This window comes from Microcoleus sp. ARI1-B5 (assembly GCF_036705795.1).
GTDB lineage: Bacteria > Cyanobacteriota > Cyanobacteriia > Cyanobacteriales > Microcoleaceae > Microcoleus.
The window spans coordinates 1-3482 of the sequence record NZ_JAUBVK010000072.1 but is presented as its reverse complement, the minus strand read 5'-3'; the positions used below and the strand labels follow the sequence as shown (position 1 = coordinate 3482).

Sequence of the window (3482 nt, the reverse complement as noted above, 5' to 3'; positions counted from 1 at the left end):
TGGGGGGAGTGTGCCCCAAGTATACTAATGCTTCCCTTGCTGTCGCCGTCCAGCAACTGGCGCGTCCCCACTCGCTGCCAAGCCCGCGCTTGTCCAGCTCCATGAGGTGTCTCGTTAATAACTGAAAAGGGGAAGAAAATTTGTGACTGGAGACAGTATTGACGGACGTGTTGATTGTAGATATACTATACATAACGTTCTCCAAAGTATTTATACAAGGAGAGTCGTCATATCTAGTGCAGAGGAACGCATTGTTTTTTTTCGTAACTCGCAAACTAAAAAGTTTAAAGTTTGCCGCACATTTTTTGCCGCTGGTTACACGATCGAGTTAGAGTGAGTTTAGTTTTATTTTTTTGTTTGTCGCGTTCCTCTGCAAAAGGATGCGACTCTTTTTTTGCCTGCCGACCAGGCGGACTAATTTTTGCGGAGAGCATTAATCAGTCCTGGTTCTGATTATAGCCTGTCGGTGGATGGCAAGAACCGCAAAGTGCAGTAAGTGACAGCGAAAAAGGACTTGTCAAAACCCTATGGGTTTGAACAAATTTTCTTGCGCTGAACTACGCTTAAACGCATATTATTGCGTCGCGAAACCATATAGGCTTAGGAATATTTTCGCAAGTTATTCAAAAAAGGTGTTTATTGCGGTTAAGTAACCAACCGCGCGCAACGATTACAATAAAAAAACCGCCCCGGTGGTCGGAGCGGCTAGACTAAAAAACGAACTATCTGAAGAAGTGAATTTTGCAAAAAGTTCGGAACAGTTCGCGAGCGTCTTCCTCTGAAGGGTGTTCGCCGCAATATTGGACAAAATCGGTTACAACGCCATTAATAATGACAAGTAACTCATTCTCGTCTCCCTCGGAAAAAACTTCCTGTCTAACACCGTCAAATAAAAACTGGTAAAACTCTTTCAGAAAGCAATACTTGACGTAATTCACGTTGTAGTGAATAAACCGAGGTTTAGAGTTTGCCGTTTGAGGGCTTTCAGTTTTAAGGTACGATTTTTTGTACTGAATCAGTCCCTCCTCTTGCAGCATCTCAACTGCGGGAGAGACAAGGGTTCTCGTTTCGTGCCAGGGAGTCGTTTCAATTTCCATTTTGTTCTCCAAAGATTAACTGTTCAGCAATCACTTGTATCAAGTGATTTTTCTGGGTTCACTACCTGAGCAACTAAGTGTATTTCCTGGCGTAGCCGCCTACCTTGGGCGGCTACTTGTAAAAATGGACTTAAAAGAGGGCTTACCAGAGCTAAAACTCAAGTTTTATTTCGTTGAGTTCGGCGCGAGTAGGCGGAAACTGTCCGCCCCGCTCGTAGTGAGTTAACAGTCGTCTCCAAGTGACCCCTCTATCCAAGTCGCCAAAGTGCTTGGCGTAGGCGTAGATGCCCTTGTCCTGCGCTTCTTGAATCAAAACGTTTTTATCCTTGGGGGCAAGCCGTTTTTCTACCGTTCGATAGTGCTGGCTCATCTTTACTGGTTCGGGTAACGGCTCGTAAGCGGGCTTTGCTATTACCTCCAAAAGTGCCAGCGCTCGCATAGTAAAGGTCGTAGCTGGCATAAAGCAAGCCAACTTCAGTACAGCCCTGGGGGGCAACAAATAATTAAGGCTCGGCTTGCCTATCCAGCACAGTCCTAGTACAGGTTCTGCATCAGCTAAGTGCGTTTCCGGACACCAAAACATACCGTCTTGCCGCAGTTGCGGGTCAAAATTGCGGATTAAGCGATCGGTAGTTTTTGGCTCGACACTGTAGAGGTTGTCGCATTGTTCTGGTAGTAGCACGGGGGCTTGGTAGTAGTGAAGCCACTGCACGGAATTGACACCGACATCAAAAATAGAAAAGGCTGCTGAGTGAGAAATGCCGTCAAACACGGCTTCCCGATACCAGCGAAGCGCCAAGGGGCCGTCCCACGAATACGCTAAGAATTGCGATCGCGGTACGCCCGCAACGGACTTTTGTGACATAATAATCTTGCTCCAAGCGTTGTGACTTAACGGTTGGGGAAGTCGTAACTATTCGGTGCTAAGAACACCGGGTAGTCGCGCCTATCAATCTTCCTCATTACTAGACGATCGCAGAGGGCAAGTAAATTTGTCAATCCCTAAAAGGGTTAAGTTTTGTTACCGACCGACTGGGATCGATTACCGTTAATCACATGACACAAGTGATATTATGCGTAACAGCCGGGTTTTTGTTTGACTACTTACCTTCATTTTTACAAGTAGGCGGCTACAGTAGGCGGCTACGCCTAGAAATGCACTCAAATAGAAAGAAACTTTCCACTAGATTCACGCTATGCACACGACGTGACCGAAATATTTTGACTTCCGTGCCAGCGATCGGGCAATAAAAAACCGCCCTTTTTAGGGGGCGGTCGGTGGGAAAGAAGGGTAGGTTAGATGTCGATTAACTTAACAGTCGTGTCAATTCCTAAGTAATGGCGTTGAATTGCCTCGACACTGTTGCCACAGGCGGTAGCCAACAAGAGTAAGTCTGCACCGGCGTGTGCCTGTAAGCTGATAAACGTGTGACGGCAACAGTAAAACGGCAGGTAGCCATCTATTAAGCCGTCATCCGCAAGTTGGGTCACTACGCCGGGGTAGAAGGTATCATCCCTTGACCGACGCCAACCCAACCATAAGTCAGCAACTGAAGAGCTACTCCAGTGCTTGCCATTTAACTTGGTAAAAACTAAATCAGTAGGCTTAGCGTCAAGAGGCTTAATACGCATCAGCAGGTCATTCAGCTTGGGGTAGATTTTGAACAGTCGAGTCTCACCTGTCTTGGTAACTTGAGTGCTTTTATTCCGACCGCTAAAGCTTTTACTGAATCGAATGTAATCCTTGTCACGCCCCAAGAATACATCTTTCCATTCAAGAGCAAAAGCCTCACCACTGCGACAACCAGTCAGGAATCGGAATTCGACTAATGGTGCAACTTGACGCGGTGAGTCATTCCTGCAATCATAGAACGTCTTGATGATAATGTCGCGCTCTTCCTTGCTAAAATACCGCCTATCCTTTTCCTCCGAATCAGTTTCACTATCAGCCTTGTCCCACCAGCGCAAGTCAACCGTACCATCAGCATTGGTCTGTGGTTTGTACTTGTCAGTTTTATTCTCGCCGACGCCAGTAGGCATCACAAATGGGTTGATTGCGAGCCTGGTTTTACCTAGTGACTGCAAACGAGCAAAGGCTTCAAAAAGTGAAGCGCAAACCCTCCTTTTGCTACTAATAGCGCACGGGAATTGCAATAGGGTGTTTATGTTAAAATCTGATAACAATAACCCCCACATTGCAATTCCAAAGACCTCGAATTCCGCTTGCTTTCTGTTGTACGTCAAACCCCTGATGATGTTTGTGTAATTTTTTTGAAACAAAAATTCAAACGTAGTCGGCTGCAATTGCGGACGCTTCCATTCCAAGTAATCCTCCCACATCTCACCTACGGTCATCTCAGGCTCAGGTTCAGGGATAGGCGCTGC

The 3482-nt window shown here is 46.4% G+C and carries 3 protein-coding genes; all 3 read right to left on the bottom strand.

The window, feature by feature from the left end; translation table 11 throughout:
- Nucleotides 1-722: 722 nt before the first annotated feature.
- Nucleotides 723-1097, bottom strand: coding sequence for a hypothetical protein (locus QUB63_RS34880; protein ID WP_332949961.1), 375 nt, complete (start codon nt 1095-1097; stop codon nt 723-725).
- 151 nt (nt 1098-1248) lie between these two features.
- The gene (locus tag QUB63_RS34875; RefSeq protein ID WP_332949960.1) at nt 1249-1962 is read right to left on the bottom strand and encodes a hypothetical protein; all 714 of its coding nucleotides are present in this window, start codon (nt 1960-1962) and stop codon (nt 1249-1251) included.
- Nucleotides 1963-2393: 431 nt separating this feature from the next.
- Nucleotides 2394-3482, bottom strand: a 1089-nt coding sequence (locus tag QUB63_RS34870) for a hypothetical protein (protein ID WP_332949959.1), incomplete at its 5' end; no start/stop codon positions are given.